This is a genomic window from Pseudomonas sp., from assembly GCF_035554175.1.
Lineage (GTDB): Bacteria > Pseudomonadota > Gammaproteobacteria > Pseudomonadales > Pseudomonadaceae > Aquipseudomonas.
Window position 1 is genome coordinate 19,272 of record NZ_DATMIV010000055.1, and the last position, 18,721, is coordinate 37,992.

At 59.7% G+C, this 18,721-nt stretch carries 22 protein-coding genes; 1 reads left to right on the plus strand and 21 read right to left on the minus strand.

Annotated elements, in window-relative coordinates:
- Positions 1 to 38 precede the first annotated feature (38 nt).
- The 21 genes from VNV36_RS24445 to VNV36_RS24545 all read right to left on the minus strand — a co-directional run bounded on the left by VNV36_RS24445 (position 39) and on the right by VNV36_RS24545 (position 17,955).
- Complete coding sequence (locus tag VNV36_RS24445; protein WP_325721424.1) at positions 39 to 1,043, minus strand: substrate-binding domain-containing protein; 1,005 nt, start codon at positions 1,041 to 1,043, stop codon at positions 39 to 41.
- A gap of 280 nt (positions 1,044 to 1,323) precedes the next feature.
- Positions 1,324 to 2,142 carry an SDR family oxidoreductase gene (locus tag VNV36_RS24450; RefSeq protein ID WP_325721426.1) on the minus strand — a complete coding sequence of 273 codons (819 nt, stop codon included), beginning with the start codon at positions 2,140 to 2,142 and terminating at the stop codon, positions 1,324 to 1,326.
- A gap of 270 nt (positions 2,143 to 2,412) precedes the next feature.
- A complete protein-coding gene (locus tag VNV36_RS24455; RefSeq protein WP_325721428.1) occupies positions 2,413 to 3,288 on the minus strand; it encodes an SMP-30/gluconolactonase/LRE family protein in 876 nt (291 codons plus the stop codon).
- A 133-nt stretch (positions 3,289 to 3,421) separates the two neighbouring features.
- Positions 3,422 to 4,138 (minus strand): FadR/GntR family transcriptional regulator, encoded by a 717-nt coding sequence (locus tag VNV36_RS24460; RefSeq protein WP_325721430.1) that lies wholly within the window; start codon positions 4,136 to 4,138, stop codon positions 3,422 to 3,424.
- Positions 4,139 to 4,329: 191 nt separating this feature from the next.
- Entirely contained in the window at positions 4,330 to 4,890 is a 561-nt protein-coding gene (locus VNV36_RS24465) for a DUF1285 domain-containing protein (protein WP_325721432.1), read from the minus strand.
- 14 nt (positions 4,891 to 4,904) lie between these two features.
- Positions 4,905 to 5,510 (minus strand): DUF4823 domain-containing protein, encoded by a 606-nt coding sequence (locus VNV36_RS24470; protein WP_325721434.1) that lies wholly within the window; start codon positions 5,508 to 5,510, stop codon positions 4,905 to 4,907.
- Positions 5,511 to 5,681: 171 nt separating this feature from the next.
- A complete protein-coding gene (locus VNV36_RS24475; protein ID WP_325721436.1) occupies positions 5,682 to 6,650 on the minus strand; it encodes a GTP 3',8-cyclase MoaA in 969 nt (322 codons plus the stop codon).
- A gap of 138 nt (positions 6,651 to 6,788) precedes the next feature.
- A complete protein-coding gene (locus VNV36_RS24480) occupies positions 6,789 to 7,427 on the minus strand; it encodes a TetR/AcrR family transcriptional regulator (protein WP_016770981.1) in 639 nt (212 codons plus the stop codon).
- A 365-nt stretch (positions 7,428 to 7,792) separates the two neighbouring features.
- Positions 7,793 to 8,578: a TatD family hydrolase gene (locus VNV36_RS24485; protein WP_325721438.1), complete on the minus strand. Its 786-nt coding sequence runs from the start codon at positions 8,576 to 8,578 to the stop codon at positions 7,793 to 7,795.
- A 15-nt stretch (positions 8,579 to 8,593) separates the two neighbouring features.
- Positions 8,594 to 8,950, minus strand: a complete 357-nt coding sequence (locus VNV36_RS24490; protein ID WP_325721440.1) for a PilZ domain-containing protein — start codon at positions 8,948 to 8,950, stop codon at positions 8,594 to 8,596.
- 42 nt (positions 8,951 to 8,992) lie between these two features.
- Complete coding sequence (locus VNV36_RS24495; RefSeq protein WP_325721442.1) at positions 8,993 to 9,976, minus strand: DNA polymerase III subunit delta'; 984 nt, start codon at positions 9,974 to 9,976, stop codon at positions 8,993 to 8,995.
- Positions 9,969 to 10,601: a dTMP kinase gene (gene tmk, locus VNV36_RS24500; protein ID WP_325721444.1), complete on the minus strand. Its 633-nt coding sequence runs from the start codon at positions 10,599 to 10,601 to the stop codon at positions 9,969 to 9,971. Before tmk ends, VNV36_RS24495 begins: the two co-directional genes overlap by 8 nt.
- Positions 10,602 to 10,620: 19 nt before the next feature.
- A complete protein-coding gene (gene mltG / locus VNV36_RS24505; protein ID WP_325721446.1) occupies positions 10,621 to 11,790 on the minus strand; it encodes an endolytic transglycosylase MltG in 1,170 nt (389 codons plus the stop codon).
- A 3-nt stretch (positions 11,791 to 11,793) separates the two neighbouring features.
- Positions 11,794 to 12,609 carry an aminodeoxychorismate lyase gene (pabC, locus tag VNV36_RS24510; protein WP_325721448.1) on the minus strand — a complete coding sequence of 272 codons (816 nt, stop codon included), beginning with the start codon at positions 12,607 to 12,609 and terminating at the stop codon, positions 11,794 to 11,796.
- On the minus strand, positions 12,609 to 13,853 hold the full coding sequence (gene fabF / locus VNV36_RS24515) for a beta-ketoacyl-ACP synthase II (RefSeq protein WP_038860467.1): 1,245 nt from the start codon (positions 13,851 to 13,853) through the stop codon (positions 12,609 to 12,611). The genes pabC and fabF overlap by 1 nt, the downstream gene beginning before the upstream one ends.
- A 108-nt stretch (positions 13,854 to 13,961) precedes the next feature.
- On the minus strand, positions 13,962 to 14,198 hold the full coding sequence (gene acpP / locus VNV36_RS24520) for an acyl carrier protein (RefSeq protein WP_005892238.1): 237 nt from the start codon (positions 14,196 to 14,198) through the stop codon (positions 13,962 to 13,964).
- A 196-nt stretch (positions 14,199 to 14,394) separates the two neighbouring features.
- Positions 14,395 to 15,138 (minus strand): 3-oxoacyl-ACP reductase FabG, encoded by a 744-nt coding sequence (gene fabG / locus VNV36_RS24525; protein ID WP_016770989.1) that lies wholly within the window; start codon positions 15,136 to 15,138, stop codon positions 14,395 to 14,397.
- A gap of 16 nt (positions 15,139 to 15,154) precedes the next feature.
- The gene (gene fabD, locus VNV36_RS24530) at positions 15,155 to 16,093 is read right to left on the minus strand and encodes an ACP S-malonyltransferase (protein WP_325721455.1); all 939 of its coding nucleotides are present in this window, start codon (positions 16,091 to 16,093) and stop codon (positions 15,155 to 15,157) included.
- Between the two features lie 123 nt (positions 16,094 to 16,216).
- Entirely contained in the window at positions 16,217 to 17,227 is a 1,011-nt protein-coding gene (gene plsX / locus VNV36_RS24535; protein ID WP_325721457.1) for a phosphate acyltransferase PlsX, read from the minus strand.
- Between the two features lie 4 nt (positions 17,228 to 17,231).
- Positions 17,232 to 17,414, minus strand: a complete 183-nt coding sequence (gene rpmF, locus VNV36_RS24540) for a 50S ribosomal protein L32 (protein ID WP_003179396.1) — start codon at positions 17,412 to 17,414, stop codon at positions 17,232 to 17,234.
- A 13-nt stretch (positions 17,415 to 17,427) separates the two neighbouring features.
- Positions 17,428 to 17,955: a YceD family protein gene (locus VNV36_RS24545; RefSeq protein ID WP_003204262.1), complete on the minus strand. Its 528-nt coding sequence runs from the start codon at positions 17,953 to 17,955 to the stop codon at positions 17,428 to 17,430.
- 105 nt (positions 17,956 to 18,060) lie between these two features.
- Here VNV36_RS24545 and VNV36_RS24550 point away from each other — a divergent pair, with 105 nt between their 5' ends.
- Entirely contained in the window at positions 18,061 to 18,639 is a 579-nt protein-coding gene (locus tag VNV36_RS24550; RefSeq protein WP_325721460.1) for a Maf family protein, read from the plus strand.
- Positions 18,640 to 18,721: the final 82 nt, after the last annotated feature.

Here is an 18,721-nt window from a genome sequence, read left to right on the forward strand (position 1 = left end):
CACCGAAAAACGGCCCGGCTGCCCGGGCCGTCGCTGCATCAGTTCCACAAGCCGATTTTTTCCAGCTCTTGCTTGAAGTTTTCACGGGTGATCAGGGTGACGTCATCCATGGCGGTGTACTTCGGCGGTTCTTTGCCGGCAGTGATCCACTCGTACATCATCTCGGCGGTTTTGTAGCCTTCGATGTGCGGGCTTGGCAGCATTGAACCGAAGAAGCCGCTGTTGGGCTTTTTCAGCTCGCCGATAGCGTCGGTGCCGTTGATGCCAATGCCGATCACGTTGGCTGCGGCAAACCCGGCCGCTTCGGTAGCGCGCACGCCGCCCAGCACGGTGTTGTCGTTCATGCCGCCGATGATCAGGTTCTTCGCCGCACTGGGCAGTTTCACCAGCGCCGAGTTGGTGGCGTCCATGCTGCCCGGGACGTCGAGGGTTTTCAGCGCGGCGAAGAGGATGTGGTCTTCCGGCATGCCGGCCTTTTTCAGCGCGTCGACCGAACCGTCGGTGCGCTTCTTGCCGGTGTCGAGCTCGTTGTAGGTGTTGACTACCGCGTAGGTGTCTTTCCACTCCCAGTTACGCTTCTTCGCTTCTGCAGCCATGGCGGCGCCCTGCTTCTGGCCGACTTCGAATGCGGCCATGCCCAGATACGGCACGTCTTCCATGAATTTGCCGTTGGCGTCGACGAAACGGTCGTCCACGGCAATCACCTTGAGGTCGTTGAGTTTGGCTTTGGCCATGATCGCCGGGCCGAGGGACACGTCCGGCGGGCAGATCACGAAGCCTTTAGCGCCATTGGCCGCCAGGCTGTCGATGGCCGAGAGGGTTTTCTCGCCATCGGGCACGGCGATCTTGATCAGTTCAAAGCCCTTGTCCTTGGCGGCTTTTTCGGCAAAAGCCCATTCGGTCTGGAACCACGGCTCTTCGGCCTGCTTGACCAGAAAACCGATCTTCACCGCATCGGCGGCGAGCAGCGCACTGCTCAGGCTGAACGCAGTGACCGCCAGGGCAGTGCTGCACAGGGTACGAATCCCAAAACGACGTTTCATCAGATGACTCCTTGTTATTTTTTTTGAGCAAGGTTTGAAAAGCGTGTGTGGCGAGGGAGCTACCTCCCGCTCGGCTGCGCAGCAGTCGTAAATCCGGCGAATGCGGTATTACTGAAATACTGCATTTGCGACCAGAGCTGCTTCGCAGCCCAGCGGGAGCAAGCTCCCTTGCCACAGGGTTGAGTGTCATGACGCTGATCTCGGTACAGCTGGTTAAAAATAGTCATATCGTATGATGATTGGATTTCAAGCGTAGTTCAGCGCTGGAAATCCGTTCAATTCAGTCGTGGTACATGACCGAGCGACCACCATCGATCGTGATGCACGACGCGTTGATAAACGGCGCTTCATCGCTGGCCAGAAACACCGCGGTCATCGCCACTTCGAGCGGCTGGCCGATGCGCTTGGGCGGGTGCAGGTCGAAGGCGCGATGCCTCTCGGCGTGCGGATCGGCAAAACCGTTCCAGTAATCGACGTTCAGCTGCGTTTCGATGTAGCCCGGCGCGATGGCGTTGACGCGAATACCTTTGGCCGCGTATTCGATGCCGAGCGCGCGAGTCAGGCCAAGCAAGCCGTGCTTGGCCACCGGGTACGGAAAGCACCCGGGAATGATGTGGCTGGAGTGGGTCGAGGCGATGTTGATAATGCTGCCAAAACCCTGCTCGATCATCTGCGGCAGTACGGCTTTGCAGCCATACCAGGCGCCGTCCAGATCGATGGCGAAACAGCGATGCCAGTCCTCTTCGGTCATCTGCAACGGATCGCGGAACACGTTGACTCCGGCGCAGTTGACCAGCACATCGATGCGCCCATGCATCGCCACGGCGCGCCTGGCGAGGACATGCAGGTCCTGCTGATTCGACACATCGACCTTCAGCGCATGCACGTCATGGCCCTGCTCGCGCCAATGGGCGGCGACCTGTTCGACCTTGTCGGCCTGGATATCGCTGATCAGCAATCTGGCCTGTTGCGAGGCGAAGGCTGCAACAATCGCTTCGCCGATGCCCTGAGCGGCCCCGGTCAGCAGCACGACCTTGTTTTTCAGGCGCTCGCCTTTCGGCGGTGGCGGCACTGGTCGCAATGTCAGCGCTTCAGCCATGGCTCAGGCCTCCTGCGCACAGGCGCAAAAAAACCGAGCATCGGTCGATGTCCGGTATTCACGGCTTGGGAAAAGAAACAGGCAAGCGTCGCCAACGGCATTGAGCCGTGACGAAAGGCGGATCCCGCCTGAGCGGGCGACAAGAATTCGCTGCATCACTTCACCTGTTTTGTTCTTTTTAAGTGTGAGTGCGTGTTACTGCTGGAGCCGACTATAAACCCGACCGCCAAATAATCTCAATATATAATTTTGCATCCCATATTTTGGGATCTAACCAGAAAAGCGCGTACAGAGTTTTCCTGCAACGTCGACGCGCATGGTCAGCACGGCACCATCGAGCGGATGATTCAGCGGGCTTTTTGCGCTGGTGATGTACAGGGTTTTCAAATCCTCGCCGCCGAATACGCAGCTGGTCGGGCGACTGACCGGCAGATCGATTTTGCGATCCACCTGCCCGTCCGGGGACAGGCGCAGAAGACAACTGCCATCCCAACGCGCGTTCCACACGTAGCCTTCGGCGTCCATTGCCGAGCCGTCGGGGCCGCCGTTTTGCTCGGATTTGTAAAACACCTGCGGGGCATCGAGACTGCCATCGGTGCGGATGAAATATTGATTGAGCGTGCTGTCGAGACTTTCGCCGAACAGCAACGAGGTGCCGTCATCGCTCCACAGCAAGGTGTTGGGAATGCCCAGACCAAACAGCAGCGGTGTGACGCGCTGATCGGGATCAATGCGAAACAGGCCACCGGAGCGGCGCACGATGGGCAGATCCTCACCGTGCTCGCCGATGTTGTTCTGCATGGTGCCCAGCCACAAGCGGCCCTGCGCATCACAACGGGCTTCGTTGGGGCGATTGCCCGGTTGCGGGTCGGCAACACAGAACAGCGTCAGCCGTGGTTCCAGGCCAGGAGAATCGAGATCGAGCCGGTAGACACCGCTGCTCAAAGTGACCAGCGCATCGCCGCTGGCGCAGGGAATGAAGGCGGAGATGTGCTCGGGCATCTGCCAGATCTGCACGTTCTGACCGATCAGGCGCAACGCTTGTTTGCCAGCGATATCGACCCAGTACAGCGCTTGGGTCGGCGCGTCCCAGAACGGGCCTTCGCCGAGTTGCGCGCGGTGTTGGGTCAGGGCGGTGCAGGTCATCTGGAATCCTTCATGTTCTTGTTGTGTTCAATGTGGGAGCGAGCCTGCTCGCGAAAGTGGTGTATCAGGCGACATCATTGGTACTGAACCACCGCTATCGCGAGCAGGCTCACTCCCACAGGGGGGCTGTGGCCTAGCTGGCTTTTCTGTCGGCCACGACCTTGGGGTAAAAACGTTTTATCGCCAGATCGGCATTGTCGATCAAGGTCATGCACGCCCAGACGCCACGGGTGGAATCGCGCGCCGCAATGGCATCAGCCATGTCTTTATGGATCGGCAAGGTGCGGCGCAGTTCATCGGGGTCGGCGGCGGACACTTCGAATGACACCGCAAGCAACGCGCCGAGGGCCGGGACCATTTGTTCGATGAACTGGTTATGGCTGGCGGCGAGAATGCATTCGTGGAAAGCCTGGTCGGCGCGGTTGTAATCGACACCGCTGTCGACGGCTCGTTCAAGGGCGTTGAAGGCCAGTTGCACCGCCTCGATCTGCTCTGGAGTCGCGCGCTCGCAGGCCCAACGTACCGCCATCGGCTCGATGGTGCGGCGCAAGTCCAACAGGTCATCGACGAAATTTTCCGGTAAACCGTTGCGCGACAGCCAACCGACCACCTGCGGATCGAACAGATTCCAGCGTCGTACCGGCAGCACCCGGGTGCCGACTTTCGGCCCGACTTCGAGCATGCCTTTGGCCACAAGGGTTTTGATTGCTTCGCGAATCACCGTGCGACTGACGCCGAGCTGTTCGCCCAGATCCGCCTCGACTTTGATGGTCTGCCCCGGCTTGACCTGGCCAGCAGCAATCCAACTGCCCAGCCAGTCAACGGTTGACGCATGAAAGCTGCTGGACATGGACACCTCAAGGCAAATCGCGATGGAGGTGTACGCTAATCATCATACGAATAACAGTCAATCGGATTTTGATACCGGCATAAACCATTGTGGGAGCGAGCCTGCTCGCGAAAGCGTCGTGTCAGTCAACATTGATTGCGACTGATACACCGCATTCGCGAGCAGGCTCGCTCCCACATTTTGATTTTGTGTCAGGGTTCGAGGCCAATGCGAAAGAATTCGCCACCGCTCCACACGCCGAGCCAGCGCTGGCCATCGATCTCGCGGCTCACCGCCAATTCCACCAATTGATAGAACACATTGCGGTGAATCAACGCTTCAAGATTGCTGCGTACATGCACATAGGGAGCTGGCTCCTGAGTGACAGGATCGATCTCGACGCGGATCGGATGCTCAGCCCCCGCCTCGCTGGTTTCCTCGACGTTGGTGATAAAGCGCAGAACCTGTGCCTCCCCCTCGCCTTCCACCTCCACAGCGATCGCCACGAACGGCGCGTCATCGACTTTGATCCCGACTTTCTCGACCGGTGTGATCAGGAAATAATCATCGCCGTCGCGGCGGATGATGGTGGAAAACAGTTTGACCATCGGCTTGCGCCCGATCGGCGTGCCCAGGTAATACCAGGTGCCGTCGCGGGCGATGCGCATGTCGATGTCGCCGCAAAAATCCGGATTCCATAAATGCACCGGCGGCAGGCCTTTGGTCTTGGGGATCTGTCCCAGCAGGTCATTGGCTGTTTGCGGGCCACTCATGGCGTACTCCTTGATTACTGGTAGCCGATCCCCAGCAGGCTGCGTGCGTACTGCGCCAGTGGCGGACCGATGAGGTCTTCGGGTTTGGAGTCATGGAACGTCAGTAAACCGCCACGACTCTTGATCCGTGCAGTATCAATCAAATACTGGGTGCTGGTCTCGATCAACATGATCTGAATCACGCCGCCGTCGATGCCGAGACGGTCCACGGCTTCCTGGTCCAGCCACTCGTCAGAGTTGCCGATACGGTCATCAGCCTTGGCGAAACGCGTGTACAGCAGGTAATGCGCGCCGGCATCGCGGGCTTCACCCATCGCCTGGTCGAGACCTTCCGGAGCACGGGCGCGGCGGACCATCGGAAAATATTCGACAAAGCCCTTGAAGGCTTCTTCGGCAACCACGTTCGGCCGTGGGTAGGAACCGCCCGGCGGCGCGAACGCGCCTTGGGCGATGTAGATGAACGAGTCCGGCTGAATACGGAAATTGTTCACCCGGCGGCTGTCGCTATGATCCAGAAGCCCCGCATCGCTCATGTGATAACGAGTGCCTTCGGCCATATCGCTGACATTCATGCAGCCGCCAAGCGCCAAAACGGCCAGCAGCAAAACCAGGCTACGCATCCTATTCCTCCAGAAGCCGGTGTCGGAAAACCGGCGAATGGCCGTTGGATGCAGCTTTTGCGCCAGCTCGGGATTTTCGTCTCTGGATAGATCGCCTTCGCGAGCAAGCTCGCTCCCACAATTGGAATGCATTCCAAATGTGGAAGCGAGCTTGCTCGCGAAGGCGATTAATCAGCCACCGATGATTTTCATGACCGTCGCACCACCGGAAAACGCCACTTCTTGCTTGTCGCCCAGCGCCTTGACCAGCAAACCCTGGAGCGCCGGCAACGCCTGATGCCGCGGTTTGTCGAGCAGGTCGCCGACATAGTGGCGGTTGCTCGACGACAGGCAGCCGTGCAGCCATCCCGTCGACGACAGGCGCAAGCGCGAGCAAGTCCGGCAGAACGGTACGCTTTCGTTGGCGATCACACCGAAGTTGCCACGCCCGGCGATCGCATAGCGTACGGCTGTGGCGTCCACTGGCGCGTCGGTCTGAGCGTATTCATAACGTTCGCCAATCAGGCCAAGCAACTGCTCGAGGCTGACGAATTGCTGCAAAAAGGCGTTGGAATCCTTGGCCAGGTGGCCCATGCGCATCAGTTCGATGAACCGCAGCTCAAAGCCACGCTCCAGACAGTAATCGAGCAGCGGCATGACCTGATCGAGGTTCTGCCCGCGCAACGGCACCATGTTGACCTTGATTTTCATCCCCGCTGCAGCGGCCTTGTCCATGCCATCCAGCACGCTGGCCAGATCGCCGCCCCTGGCAATGCTGCGGAAGGCAACGGCATCAAGGGTATCGAGGGAAACGTTGATCCGGCGCAGACCGGCGTCCACCAGTAGCGGCAGTTTTTTGCTGAGCAGTTGACCGTTGGTAGTCAGGCTGATGTCGTCGAGGCCCATCTGGCCGACGGCGCTCATGAAGGATTCGAGCTTGGGACTGACCAGCGGTTCGCCGCCGGTGATACGCAGGCGCTCGATGCCGGCCGCTTCAATCAGATATTCGACACCGCGCGCCATGGCTTCGGCCGACAGCTCGTCCTGCGCAGCCACCAGCCGCTTGCCGTTGGGCACGCAGTAGGTACAGGCGTAATTGCAGGCAGAGGTCAGGCTGATACGCAAGTTGCGAAAACGCCTGCCTTGACGGTCAACGATCATGAATCACTCCGGCGGAAGAAAATCGAGCGAGCAAAACTTGACTGAGAAATCAGGTTTTAGCAAGCCCTATGCCTGAGTATATTCCTGCGTTAACGCGCCATGAAGCGCAAACATGGCGCAATCAGCCTGCTGAATGGCTCAAGTGCTCGGCGTTTCCGGATCGCGCTTGCGCTTGTTGCCCATGCGCACGCCGATGTCCATCAGGAACTGGAAGAAACCCTCCTGATCTTCCAGCACATTGCTCCAGAACGGCGAGTGATACAGCGCCACCGCGCCGTGCACCAGCGCCCAGGATGCGCAGTAATGGAAGTACGGCGGCACGTCTTCGAGCTTGCCTTCGCTGATGCGGCCCTTGATCAGCAGGGTCAGGCGTTCGAAGTTCGAGGCACGAATCTTGTGCAACTCCTCGACCATCTCCGGCACCTGATTGCCCTTGACCACTTTCTCTTCGAGGCGGTCGAACAGGCGATAGCGCTGCGGGTCACGCATGCGGAATTCGAAGTAGGCGCGGGACAGCGCTTCCTTGTCCTTGTCGACATCGGCCGAATGCAGCAGCTCGTTCAGATCGCGCTCGTAATCGAGCATCAGGCGCAAGTAGATCTCGGCCTTGGATTTGAAGTGCTTGTAGATCGTGCCTTTGCCGATACCCACGGCATCAGCAATCATCTCGACGGTGACACTGTCTTCACCTTGGTCGAGGAACAGCTTGAGCGCGGTATCGAGAATTTCCTGCTCGCGGCGACGAAATTCACGGACCTTACGAGGTTCTTTATGCATAAGAAAAAGGTCTGATGGGTCAAAATTCGAAGCCGCGTATTATGCCTAACTTGCACAAAAAAGCACGGTTCATCGACCAAATCTGAGTTTCTTGTTCATTTTGAGAACGATTTGGGCGTAATGAGAACTCAACTGAAGCAAACGTATTCCAAATTTGTTTAAAAACCCCGACCGGCTCACTGGACTGCACGCCAGACTGATCAATACTTGAACTGTCGGGCGACATCTCCCCCAAGTGTCGTGCCGGTAAAGGTACCAACGGACCGCGTACCTTTGTTTTACTCCTAATGGTCTTAACCCGGATTCACCCCCCAGAACCCGGGTTTTTTTTGCCTGCAATTTGAGGACACCCAGCCTTTTGCAGGTCAGGCTTTTACATGAGCCAACGGAAACAGGCGCTTGAAGTTTTCCGTGGTCTGCTCGGCAAAACGCTCGTAGTTCTCACCGCGCAACATCGCCAGAAATTCCGCGACTTCGCGCACATATTGCGGCAGGTTCGGCTTGCCGCGATACGGGATCGGCGCCAGGTACGGCGAGTCGGTTTCCACCAGCAGGCGATCGGCCGGCACTTTGCTCGCCACATCGCGCAGGGCGTCGGCGTTGCGGAATGTGACGATGCCCGACAAGGAGATGTAATAGCCCATGTCCAGCGCCGCTTTGGCCATGTCCCAGTCCTCGGTGAAGCAATGCAACACACCCGCCTGGGGTAGCGCCGCTTCGCGCAGCAGTTCGAGGGTGTCGGCACGGGCGCCGCGAGTGTGAATGATCACCGGCTTGCCGGTCTGCTGCGCCGCTTGCAGGTGCAGGCGAAACGATGCCTGCTGCAACTCGGCCGCTTCCGGCTCGTAGTGATAGTCGAGACCGGTTTCACCGATCGCCACCACTTTCGGGTGATCGAGCTCATGCAGCAGCCAGTCCAGCGCCGGAGCCGCGCCCGGCTGCACATCCAGCGGATGTACGCCGACCGAACAGTCGACATCGTCATAGCGCTCGGCAAGAGCTTTGACGTCGGCCGCGTTGTCGGCGCTGACGCCGATGCACAGAAAGTGTCCGACTCCGCGCTGACGCGCCGCATCGAGTGCGGCATCCAGCGAGCCGTCATGGGCGGCGAGGTCGAGACGATCAAGGTGACAATGGGAATCTACGAGCATAAAAAGGGCTGCAACTTACATCGTATGAGTGGGACGGTCGGATTTCAGCGCTCCGGCCAGATGAGTTTCGATGCGACTGCGGGCAGTGTCGTCGCCGTCGTTGAATTGCACGCCGACACCGGCGGCACGATTGCCTTGTGCGCCTTTGGGGGTGATCCAGGCGACTTTACCGGCAACCGGAATCTTTTCCGCTTCATCCATCAGGTGCAAAAGCATGAACACCTCGTCGCCCAACCTGTAGCTTTTGTTGGTCGGGATAAACAGGCCTCCATTCTTGATGAACGGCATGTAGGCGGCGTAGAGCACTGCCTTGTCCTTGATGGTCAGAGACAAGATGCCGTTACGCGGCCCCGGGCTGACAGGTTCGATCATGGTCACCTCCACTGCTGATCTTCAGAGTCTAGGTACACATCCTTATCTTTGACCAGGCAATCCCGCCCATTGCACCAATAAAGCTTCCAGCAGCAGAGCCGGATTGAGATTGGCCTTGCTCAGCACTTTCTGGCGTTGGGCGAGAATCCAGTCCTGAATATCGAGCACTCTGCCCTGTGCGCTTTTCTGCGCCAGGTACTGCACGACCTTGCGCATATCGGGCAAGCCCAGGCCGGCTTCGTCCTGTGTCAGTTGATAGCGCAGGATCAGGCTCGACCAATCGCAGAACCAGTCGAACAGGCGCAGCATCGGAATGCTTTTCCATTCTTCGGCCAGTTGTGTCGGCGACTGCTGCCCCTTGAGCAGCTTCTTCACACCTTCGACCACTTGCGCGCGCTGTTCACGCACACCCTGCGATTGCAGGCTGACCGCCATCAGCGGCGACCCGGCGGCCAGCGTCAGCAGTTCGATGCGCTCTTCTTCCGAGCACTCCGGCAGCGCCCCGGCCAGCCACTCCAGGCTCATCGCCTCACCCGGCAACGGGCAGGCCTGCTGCACGCACCGACTCTTGATGGTCGGCAACAAACGGCTCGGCTGATGGCTGACCAGCAAAAGAACGGTATCGCCGGACGGCTCCTCGAGGCTTTTCAGCAAGGCGTTGGCGGCGTTGATGTTCATCGACTCGACCGGCTCGATCAGCACCACTTTGCGCCCGCCCAACTGCGAAGTCTGCACTACGAAACTGACCAGATCACGAACCTGATCGACCTTGATCGCCTTGTCCGCTTCTTCCGGCTCCAGAATGTAATTGTCCGGATGACTGCCGGCCTTGAGCAGCAGGCAGGATTTACACTCGCCGCACGCCTCAGGCGTCGGGCGCTGGCACAGCAGGCTGGCCATCAAACGCTCGGCGAGCGCACGCTTGCCGATCCCGGCCGGACCGTGCAGCAGATACGCGTGAGCATGCTGACCGCGTCCGGCCAGTTGCTGCCAGAGGCTGGCCTGCCATGGGTAGGCCTCAGCCACGGGCCAGCTCCAGCAAATTCGGCAGCAAGGTATCCAGCGACTGTTGCACCTTGGCCAAGGGCTGACCGGCATCGATACGCACATAGCGTGCAGGATCGGCCTCAGCGCGCTTCAGAAACGCATTGCGCACGCTCTCGAAAAACTCCCGGCCTTCCAGTTCGAAGCGATCCAGTCGCCCACGGGCACTGGCGCGGGCCAGACCGATTTCCACAGGCAGATCGAAAATCAGCGTCAAATCCGGCCGCAGGTCGCCCTGCACAAAGGTTTCCAGAGTGGCGATGCGTTCCAGCGACAAGCCGCGACCGCCGCCCTGATAGGCGTACGTCGAGTCGGTGAAGCGATCACACAGCACCACGGCGCCACGGGCCAACGCCGGGCGAATCACCTCGGCCAGATGCTGCGCACGCGCGGCAAACACCAGCAGCAGCTCGGCGTCCGGGTGCATCACTTCGTCGGCCGGGGTCAGCAACACCTCGCGAATCCGCTCGGCCAGTGGCGTGCCGCCGGGCTCGCGGGTCAGCACCACCTCGATACCGGCGGCGCGCAGGCGCTCGGCGAGGTATTCGCGGTTGGTGCTCTTGCCCGCGCCTTCCGGGCCTTCAAGGGTAATAAACAAGCCAGTCACGGGCGTTCCTTCATCAAAGTCATTGCGCGTTCTGCGGTTCGGCGGCGTCTGGCGCAGGCTCTTGCGGCGGCACCTGCGGCAGCGACCCGGGCGCGGTGTTCGGCGAGGCCGCCGGAACCGCGTCATCGGTTGCCGGCGCTGTTTGCGGGGTGCTCACCGGTGCCGGGCTGGAACGGTAATCGGCACGGCGCTTGAGCTGGTATTCGCGCACTGCGTTGTTGTGCGCATCCAGATCATCGGAGAACACATGGCTGCCATCGCCACGGGCGACGAAATACAGGCTGCTGCCTTCCACCGGGTTGAGCGCAGCGTGAATCGCTTCGCGCCCGACCATCGCAATCGGTGTCGGTGGCAAACCGGGAATAACGTAAGTGTTATAGGGCGTCGGCTCTTTCAGGTGCGCCCGGGTCAGTTTGCCAGTGTAGCGATCGCCGAGGCCATAAATCACCGTCGGATCGGTCTGCAACTGCATGCCCAGCGCCATCCGCCGCACGAACACACCGGCAATCTGCCCGCGCTCCTGCGGTACGCCGGTCTCCTTCTCGACCAGCGAGGCCATGATCAACGCTTGATAGGGTTCGGTGTAAGGCACATCGGCGGAACGCTGCGCCCATTCCTTGGCCAAAACTTCGTCGAGACGGTCAAAGGCCTTTTTCAGCAGTTCGGCATCTGTCATGCCACGCACGAACCGATAGGTGTCCGGGAAGAACCGGCCTTCCGGGAACAGCCCCTTGTGGCCGATCCTGGCCATGACGTCGCTGTCGCTCAAACCGTTGAGGGTCTGTTCGAGCTTGTCGTCCCTGGCGAGCGCGGTGCGCACTTGATGGAAATTCCAGCCTTCAACCAAGGTCAGGCTGTACTGAACCACATCGCCGCGCTTCCACGAATCGATCAGGCCATTGACTGTCATGCCCGGCTGCATGCGGTACTCGCCGCTGTGAATCGGCGTGTCGGCGAGGTTGAAGCGCCAGTAGACCCGCAGCCAGAACGCGTCCTTGATGAGGCCATCGGTTTCGAGTTCAAGGAAAGTACGGGTGGGTGTAGAGCCTTTCGGCACATCCAGCAGTTGTTCCTGCGTGATGTTCAGGGGCTGTTCCAGTGCGGAATGAATCTTCCAGGCGCTGGCGCCCAACAGCAGCCCTGCCAGAACCAGTCCGGTTTCCAGCAGCAGCAAAAATTTACGTCTCACGAATCAAGCATCCAGTAGCGCGCGGGCAATGGTTTGCAGTTTACGGGTGAGCGGGCCAACCGGCCAGCTCAGCGCGGCACAAGCGCGTACCGGCCAGACGCCATAAACGCTGTTGCAGACAAATACTTCATCGGCCCATTGCAGCTGTTCGAGGCTGATGTCGGCGATTTGCGTGGGGATGGCCAATGACTCGGCCTGAAACAATATTTCAGCGCGCATCACGCCGGCGACGCCGCAGCGTTTCAAGTCCGGGGTGACCAGACCACCGTCGCGCACCAGAAAAATATTGCTGAACACGCCTTCAACGACACGCCCGGCCTGATCGAGCATCAAGCCTTCGGCATGCTCGTTGTCCTGCCACTCGGCGCGGGCGAGAACCTGTTCCAGTCGATTGAGGTGTTTGAGCCCGGCCAGCAACGGTTGCGTGGACAAACGAGTGCTGCAGGGAAACAGGCGGATGCCGTGCTCGGTATGTGCAGCGGGGTAAGCCGCCGGCGGATTGCCTTGCAGGATACGTCGGCCCTGGGCCGCAGGATCGGGCGCGTAACCGCGCAAACCGTCACCACGGGTGAGGATGAGCTTGAGCACGCCCTCGCTCATCGCTGCCGCATAGCTCAGTAGCTCATGGCGAATCAGCTCGAAATCGGTAGCGATGGCCAGACGCGAACAGCCATCGGCCAGGCGCGTCAGGTGCCGATCCAGCAGGACCGGCTGGCCAGCCCGCACGGCGATGGTCTCGAACAGACCATCGCCGTAAGCCAGGCCGCGGTCTTTCAGCGACAGCGCGTCAGCCGGTTGACCGTCGACCCAGCTGTCCATCAGCCTGCAAACCGGCGAAACGCCAGGGTGCCGTTGGTGCCGCCAAAACCGAAGGAGTTGGACAGCACGACATCGATGTCCATGTTGCGCGCGGTGTGCGCCACAAAATCGAGATCGCAGCCTTCGTCCGGCTCGTCGAGGTTGATGGTCGGCGGCGCCACCTGGCTGTTGATCGCCAGCACGCTGAAGATCGCCTCGACCGCACCCGCCGCACCCAACAGGTGGCCGGTCATCGACTTGGTCGAGCTGACCGCCAGCTTATAGGCGTGGTCGCCGAACACCGATTTGATCGCATTGGCTTCAGCGAGGTCGCCGGCCGGAGTCGAGGTGCCGTGGGCGTTGATGTACTGCACCTGATCGACATTGATCTTCGCGTCGCGCAGGGCATTGGTAATGCAGCGCGCGGCGCCGGCGCCGTCAGCGGGTGGTGAGGTCATGTGGAACGCATCGCCGCTGGTGCCGAAACCGATCAGCTCGGCGTAGATCGTCGCGCCGCGGGCCTTGGCGTGCTCAAGTTCTTCAAGAACCAGAGCGCCAGCGCCGTCGGACAGCACAAAGCCGTCACGGCCCTTGTCCCATGGACGACTGGCGCGGGTCGGCTCATCGTTGCGGGTCGATAGCGCACGGGACGCGCCGAAGCCGCCCATACCCAGACCGCAGGCGGCCATTTCCGCGCCACCGGCAATCATCACGTCGGCTTCGTCGTACATGATATTGCGCGCCGCCATGCCGATGCAGTGCGTACCGGTGGTGCACGCGGTGGCGATGGCGTAGTTGGGTCCCTGAGCGCCCAAGTGGATGGACAGGAACCCGGAAATCATATTGATGATCGAGCCAGGCACAAAAAACGGAGAGATCCGCCGAGGGCCGGTCTCGTGCAGGGTGCGACTGGTTTCTTCGATGTTGGTCAGCCCGCCGATACCCGAACCCATGGCCACGCCAATGCGTTCACGGTTGGCGTCGGTGACTTCCAGACCGGCGTTGCGCACGGCTTGAAAGCCTGCGGCGAGGCCGTACTGAATGAACAGGTCGAGCTTGCGCGCTTCCTTGACCGACAGGTATTCCTCGACATTGAAGCCTTTGACCGAACCGCCAAAGCGGGTCGAATAGGCAGAAAGGTCGGTGTGTTCGATCAGACCAATGCCACTGCGGCCAGCCAGAATGCCCTGCCAACTGCTCGGCACATCCGTGCCCAGTGGCGACAACATACCCATACCGGTGACTACGACGCGTCTACGCGACACAGCACTCTCCTTTTTCAAATGACGATTTTGCATCAGGCCTAAAGAAAAAACCGCACGCCATGATGGCAGTGCGGTTTTTCCATGACAGCAAGCAACGATTACAAACTATTACGCCTGGTGGCTGGTAACGTAGTCGATTGCAGCTTGTACAGTAGTGATCTTTTCAGCTTCTTCGTCAGGGATTTCGGTCTCGAATTCCTCTTCCAGAGCCATCACCAGCTCAACGGTGTCAAGGGAGTCGGCACCCAGGTCTTCTACGAAGGAAGCGGTGTTGACCACTTCGTCTTCTTTAACACCCAGTTGCTCGGCAACGATTTTCTTGACGCGCTCTTCGATGGTGCTCATACCTTGTTTTCACTCCTAATGGACAAATTCAGGCAGCTGGCCAGTGGGTAAGTGTATAGAAATGCTTTTCAGCTTTTCAACTGAAAGCTTCACTCCTCAAACCCTGCGGCCCTCTGCCTATAAATAGATTGCAGCTTTATAACGGATTTTAGACAGCTCGTATGACATTTTTTTGAAGCAATCCGTCACATTTTACTTACATGTACATCCCACCGTTCACCGGGATTGTAGCCCCGGTAACATATGCCGCACCGTCGGATGCAAGAAAAGCGACCACGGACGCGATCTCTTGAGCTTGTCCCAGACGACCCAGCGGAATCTGCGTCTGCAAGGCTTCACGCTGTGCTTCAGGCAGCTCGCGGGTCATATCGGTGTCGATGAACCCTGGGGTTACCGAGTTGACCGTAATCGAACGCGAACCGACTTCACGCGCCATCGCCCGGCTGAAACCTTCCAGACCGGCCTTGGCGGCTGCATAGTTTACTTGGCCGGCGTTGCCCATGGCACCCACCACCGAGCCAATACTGATAATTCGACCCCAACGCGCCTTGGTCATGCCACGCAAAACGCCCTTGGACAGGCGATACAGACTGTTGAGGTTGGTATCGATCACGTCGTACCACTCGTCGTCTTTCATGCGCATCATCAAGTTATCGCGGGTAATGCCGGCATTATTGACCAGAATCGCCACTGGCGCACCGAACTGTTCCTGAATGCCTGCCAGCACGGCGCTGACCGATTCGTCGCTGGTGACGTTAAGTTCGAACCCGGCGCCCTGGATACCGTTTTCCTTCAGGGTCGCGGCAATGCGCTCGGCGCCCGACGCGGAGGTCGCGGTGCCAACAACGATGGCGCCCTGACGACCCAGTTCCAGCGCGATGGCCTGGCCGATACCGCGGCTTGCACCGGTGACCAGTGCAACTTTACCTTGCAGACTCATGCAAGTTTCTCCTGATTCAGGCCTGCGCTGCGCGAGCGGCAGCGAAGGCGTCTGGGGTATTGAGATTGGAAGTCGAAACGCCTTCGGCGCAACGTTTGTTCAGGCCGGCAAGGACTTTGCCCGGGCCGCATTCGACCAGATTCGTGGCGCCCTTGGCCGCCAGGGTCTGTACCGATTCAACCCAGCGCACCGGCTTGTAGAGTTGTTCCAGCAGATCGCGCTTGAGGGTTTCCAGATCGGCCGGCACTTGCGCGCTGACGTTCTGCACCACCGGGATCTGCGGCGCCTGCCAGTCAATGGCGGCGATGGATTCGGCGAAGCGCTCGGCAGCCGGGCGCATCAGTTCGCAGTGCGACGGCACGCTCACCGGCAACGGCATGGCGCGCTTGGCACCGCGAGCCTTGCAACCCTCAATGGCGCGCTCGACAGCAGCCTTTGCACCAGCGATCACAACCTGGCCCGGTGAGTTGAAGTTGACCGCGCTGACGACTTCGCCTTGCGCCGCTTCGGCGCAGGCAGCCAGCACGTCGGCGTCTTCCAGGCCGAGGATGGCGGCCATACCGCCCTGCCCGGCCGGCACCGCTTCCTGCATCAACTGGCCACGGCGCTCGACGAGCTTGACCGCGTCAGCCAGAGTCAGGCTGCCGGCCGCGACCAGCGCGCTGTACTCACCGAGGCTGTGACCGGCGACAAAGGCCGGACGTGCGCCGCCTTCGGCCAGCCACAGACGCCACAGGGCGATCGAAGCGGTCAGAATGGCCGGTTGGGTTTTGTCGGTTTGATTGAGCAGCTCTTCCGAGCCCTGCTGGGTCAGCGCCCACAGGTCGTAACCCAGTGCAGCAGAGGCTTCTTGAAAGGTTTCGAGGATCAGCGGATGTTGCGCGCCCAGCTCGGCCAGCATGCCGAGGGACTGCGAACCCTGTCCTGGAAAGACGAATGCGAGGGAAGCAGACATGTAACAAGCCCCTAATGATCTTGTCGTCGGAAAATAACGTCCCGCTCGGGACGCCAGAAACTGACAGTTTGGATGGCCCTTTGAACCGGGCGGTCACATTTAAGCATTGTCCGACGAAAACGCCTAAGACAACAAATCCTCCAGACGACCGTGGAGACGCTCGGGCAGGTTCTCCTGGATCTCGATCAGCGCCCGTTGAATCGCGCTCTGAAAACCCTGCACCCCGGCCGATCCGTGGCTTTTCACGACAATGCCCTGCAAGCCGAGAAAGCTTGCGCCATTATGTCGCGCCGGGGCCAGATCGGCCTGCAGCCGCTTCATCAACGGCAGCGCCACAGCACCCACCGCACGAGAAGCGAGGTTTCTCTTGAACAAGGCCTCGATCCGCGCGGCAATCATCGTCGCCAGGCCTTCGCTGGATTTAAGCAGGATGTTGCCGACGAAACCGTCACATACCACCACGTCGGCCTCACCGCGATACAAGCCATCGCCTTCGATGAAACCGATGTAGTGGATCCCGCGCGCCGCCTGCAACAGCGTCGCCGCCAGTTTGACCTGCTGGTTGCCCTTGATGTCTTCGGTGCCGATGTTCAGCAACGCCACCCGCGGACGGGCAATGCCCAGCGTCTGCGCAGCGACCGAACCCATGACCGCAAACTGCAGCAAATGCTCGGCACTGCAATCGACGTTGGCACCCAGATCGAGCAACTGGCAATAACCCTTCTGCGTCGGAATCGCCGCGACCATGGCCGGACGGTCGATACCCGGCAGCGTCTTCAGCACGAATCGCGACAACGCCATCAACGCACCGGTATTGCCGGAACTGACACAGGCCTGCACCTTGCCATCGCGCAGCAACCCCAGCGCAACGCGCATCGACGAATCCGGCTTGCCACGCAGGGCCTGAGCAGGTTTTTCGTCCATGGTGATGACTTCGCTGGCCGGGACAATCGTCAGGCGCGCGCGATCGGCAGCCGACTGGCCGTGGATCAGTTCTTCAAGAAGGGAGGGTTGACCGACAAGGGTCAGATGCAACGAGGGCGTAGCAGACAGGCAAGCGAGACTGGCCTGAACAATGCTGCGGGGACCGAAGTCCCCGCCCATTGCGTCAATCGCGATGACTTGAGCGGACAAGTGATTACTCGTCAGCGCCCTTGTCGATCACTTTACGGCCACGGTATACGCCTTCTGGCGATACGTGGTGACGCAGGTGAACTTCACCAGTGGTTTTTTCTACAGACAGGGTGCTAGCCTCGAGAGCGTCGTGCGAACGGCGCATGTCACGGGCAGAGCGGGATTTTTTGTTCTGCTGAACAGCCATAATTGATTAACTCCTAAACGTTTGGGTCACGCTTTAACTGCGCCAATACACTGAACGGGTTGGACCGCGTTACCTCGTCCTCGCTCGGTTCGGGTTCATCTGCTCCCGCCGGCTGCTGGCATTCTTCCGGATGATGAGCAGGCACAATGGGCAAGGCGAGCAGAAGCTCCTCCTCGATCAGTGACTGCAGATCCAATGGATCTTCGCCCAGTTCCAGCACGTCATAACCTTTCGGTAACGACTGGGTATTCGCACCCTCCTTCACCACCGCATAACTGCATTCGCTGTGGATCGGCAGGGTGACCAGCTCAAGACAACGCTGGCAAACCATTTTGACTTCGGTGTCGATAAAGCTGTGGATGACCACAGATTTACGTTCATCTCGTTCAAAAACGAATTTGGCCTGCACCGTACCGACATCGTCGGAAAGCGGGTCGCAGAGTCTCTTCAAATCGGCCAGCAGCAGTTCACCCTGAAGGGTGGTGCCACGGTCAGCCAATTTGCGCGGGTCAACGTGAGGTGGAATCGGGTCATTCAACATAGGCGCAGCATTATAGGGATGCCCCCACCCATGTCAAAGGAAATTGTGCCCTGTCCGTCACTTGCGCGCCTTCGCTAGAATTGGCGCCTGCCTCTGGAGACGCCCATGTTGCCTTTATTACTCGCTTCAAGCTCGACTTATCGTCGGGATTTGCTCGCCCGCCTGCACCTGCCGTTCGTCTGCAGCTCGCCGGATATCGATGAAAGTCACCGCCCCGGTGAGTCCGCCATCAATCTGGTCAAACGCCTGGCCGAAGAAAAAGCCCGGGCGCTGGCCGGGGGCAACCCCGCCCATCTGATCATCGGCTCGGACCAGGTCGCCGTGCTTGGCGAGCAGATCATTGGCAAGCCGCACACCTTCGAGAAGGCGCGCGAACAATTGATGGCCGCCAGCGGCGCGAGCGTGACCTTCCTGACCGGCCTTGCCCTGCTCAACAGTCAGACCGGGCAATGTCAGGTCGACTGCGTACCGTTCACCGTGCACATGCGACAGCTCGATCAGGCGCGCATCGAACGCTATCTGCAAATCGAGCAGCCGTACGACTGCGCCGGCAGCTTCAAGGCCGAAGGATTGGGCGTGAGCCTGTTCCAATCGACCGAAGGCCCGGACGCCACCAGCCTGATCGGCCTGCCGCTGATTCGCCTGATCGATATGCTGCTGATTGAAGGCGTGCAAATCCCTTAAAGCAAAAGATCGCAGCCTTCGGCAACTCCTACAGGATTAATGATCGACCGCATCATTTGCGGCGACGTGAGTTCTGTAGGAG

Bases quoted from the DNA above. Each gene is read 5' to 3' on its own strand.
- VNV36_RS24445 (WP_325721424.1), bottom strand. From the start codon at position 1,043: ATGAAACGTCGTTTTGGGATTCGTACCCTGTGCAGCACTGCCCTGGCG.
- VNV36_RS24450 (WP_325721426.1), bottom strand. From the start codon at position 2,142: ATGGCTGAAGCGCTGACATTGCGACCAGTGCCGCCACCGCCGAAAGGC.
- VNV36_RS24455 (WP_325721428.1), bottom strand. From the start codon at position 3,288: ATGACCTGCACCGCCCTGACCCAACACCGCGCGCAACTCGGCGAAGGC.
- VNV36_RS24460 (WP_325721430.1), bottom strand. From the start codon at position 4,138: ATGTCCAGCAGCTTTCATGCGTCAACCGTTGACTGGCTGGGCAGTTGG.
- VNV36_RS24465 (WP_325721432.1), bottom strand. From the start codon at position 4,890: ATGAGTGGCCCGCAAACAGCCAATGACCTGCTGGGACAGATCCCCAAG.
- VNV36_RS24470 (WP_325721434.1), bottom strand. From the start codon at position 5,510: ATGCGTAGCCTGGTTTTGCTGCTGGCCGTTTTGGCGCTTGGCGGCTGC.
- VNV36_RS24475 (WP_325721436.1), bottom strand. From the start codon at position 6,650: ATGATCGTTGACCGTCAAGGCAGGCGTTTTCGCAACTTGCGTATCAGC.
- VNV36_RS24480 (WP_016770981.1), bottom strand. From the start codon at position 7,427: ATGCATAAAGAACCTCGTAAGGTCCGTGAATTTCGTCGCCGCGAGCAG.
- VNV36_RS24485 (WP_325721438.1), bottom strand. From the start codon at position 8,578: ATGCTCGTAGATTCCCATTGTCACCTTGATCGTCTCGACCTCGCCGCC.
- VNV36_RS24490 (WP_325721440.1), bottom strand. From the start codon at position 8,950: ATGATCGAACCTGTCAGCCCGGGGCCGCGTAACGGCATCTTGTCTCTG.
- pabC (WP_325721448.1), bottom strand. From the start codon at position 12,609: ATGGACAGCTGGGTCGACGGTCAACCGGCTGACGCGCTGTCGCTGAAA.
- acpP (WP_005892238.1), bottom strand. From the start codon at position 14,198: ATGAGCACCATCGAAGAGCGCGTCAAGAAAATCGTTGCCGAGCAACTG.
- fabG (WP_016770989.1), bottom strand. From the start codon at position 15,138: ATGAGTCTGCAAGGTAAAGTTGCACTGGTCACCGGTGCAAGCCGCGGT.
- fabD (WP_325721455.1), bottom strand. From the start codon at position 16,093: ATGTCTGCTTCCCTCGCATTCGTCTTTCCAGGACAGGGTTCGCAGTCC.
- rpmF (WP_003179396.1), bottom strand. From the start codon at position 17,414: ATGGCTGTTCAGCAGAACAAAAAATCCCGCTCTGCCCGTGACATGCGC.
- VNV36_RS24545 (WP_003204262.1), bottom strand. From the start codon at position 17,955: ATGTTGAATGACCCGATTCCACCTCACGTTGACCCGCGCAAATTGGCT.
- VNV36_RS24550 (WP_325721460.1), top strand. From the start codon at position 18,061: ATGTTGCCTTTATTACTCGCTTCAAGCTCGACTTATCGTCGGGATTTG.